The 1,583-nt window shown below is 70.4% G+C and carries 2 protein-coding genes; one reads left to right on the top strand and one right to left on the bottom strand.

The annotated features are described in order from the left end of the window. A partial coding sequence (locus tag ACVWWH_RS20135) for a divalent metal cation transporter (RefSeq protein WP_457317797.1) occupies window positions 1-315 on the bottom strand: 315 nt, incomplete at its 3' end. A gap of 267 nt (window positions 316-582) precedes the next feature. On the opposite strand from ACVWWH_RS20135, the gene ACVWWH_RS20130 reads away from it, so the two are divergent. Next, window positions 583-1,583: oxidoreductase (locus ACVWWH_RS20130; protein WP_457317796.1), on the top strand; the 1,001-nt coding region annotated here is incomplete at its 3' end.

The raw sequence follows: 1,583 nt of genomic DNA, 5'->3' as shown, positions 1-1,583 counted from the left end.
TGGCTTCCGGGAGAACTTCCGCCGGATCAGCGTCCCCAGACTCTCCCCGGTGGCGAGGGCCGTCCGGTCGGAGATCTCCTGGGCCGCGATCATCATCGGCAGGGTCACCGGGGCCGTCCACAGCATCGCATTGCCGAAGCTCGCACCCGCCTGGGCGTAGGTCGCCACACCGGAGGGGTCATCGTCGGCCGCCCCCGCGATGAGACCCGGCCCGAGCACCCGCAGGTAGCGCCGGAGGCGTCCCTCCTGCACAGCCTCCTGCCGGGCCACGTCGACCTCGAGGTCCTCCACGGTGCCGTCGTCTCCGTCTGCCACTGCCATCCTCCTCAGAGGGGTTGAATCGGGCCTTCGCCCGGTCCATTGCCCAGTACCGGCGAAGGGCAACCGCGAACTGGAGAGCCCCGGTAGCTCTGCGGCAAGAGGCGGAACGCGCCTGAGCCCTCCCCGTGCCGGCATGGCGGCTGAGTGGTCGACCGGCGACGGGAAATACCTGCGCCTGGGTGCCGGTTGCACGATGAGGGCCCCGAGAGCATCTCGTCGGGGCTGTGTCCGCTGAACACCCCAGAGAAGGAAGACCCCTCGATGGCATTCGCTCCGCTGTTCTCCCCGGCCAGGATCGGCTCCACAGAGCTGCCCCATCGCCTCGCGCTCGCCCCGATGACCCGTATCAGCGCCGGCGAGGACGGCCGCGCCAACGAGAGGATGGCCGCCTACTACCGGGGCTACGCCCGGGGCGGGTTCGGGCTGCTGATCACCGAGGGCATCTACCCCGACACCGCGCACAGCCAGGGGTACCTGTACCAGCCGGGCCTGGCCACCGAGGAGCAGATGCTCAGCTGGATCCCCGTCGTCGAGGGCGTCCACCCCGAGGGCGCGAAGATCTTCGCCCAGATCATGCACGCCGGGTCCCAGGCCCAGGGAAACCGGTTCGTCGATTCGACCGTGGCCCCCTCGGCTCTGGCCCCTAAGGGTGAGCAGCTGGCCTTCTACCGCGGCGAAGGCCCCTACCGGGTCCCGGAGGAGCTGTCCGTCCAGCAGATGGAGCAGGTGCGGCAGGGCTTCGTCGCGGCCGCCCTGAGGGCGAAGGAGGCAGGCTTCGACGGGGTCGAGATCCACGGTGCGAACGGGTACCTGCTGGACCAGTTCCTCACCGACTACCTCAACCACCGCGCCGACGAGTACGGAGGCTCGGCGCGGAACCGGGTCCGCTTCCCGGCCGAGGTCGCCCGGGCTGTGCGCGAGGCGGTCGGGCCGGACTTCACCGTCGGCATCCGTATCTCCCAGGGCAAGGTCAGCGACTACGAGCACAAGTGGTCCGGCGGGGAGGACGAGGCGCGCGTCATCTTCTCGGCCCTGGCTCAGACCGGGATCGACTTCGTCCACACCACCGAGCACCAGGCCTACGCCCCGGCCTTCGAAGGCGGCCAGAAGTCCCTCGCGCAGCTCGCCAAGGAGCACACCGGGCTGCCCGTCATCGCCAACGGCCACCTCGACGACCCCGCCACGGCGGAGTCCATGCTCGGCGACGGCGGCGCCGACGTGGTCGCCCTTGGCAAGGCAGCCCTGGCCAACCGCGACTGGCC

This window comes from Sinomonas sp. RB5 (assembly GCF_054063535.1).
This window is presented reverse-complemented; position numbering and strand designations above follow the sequence as displayed.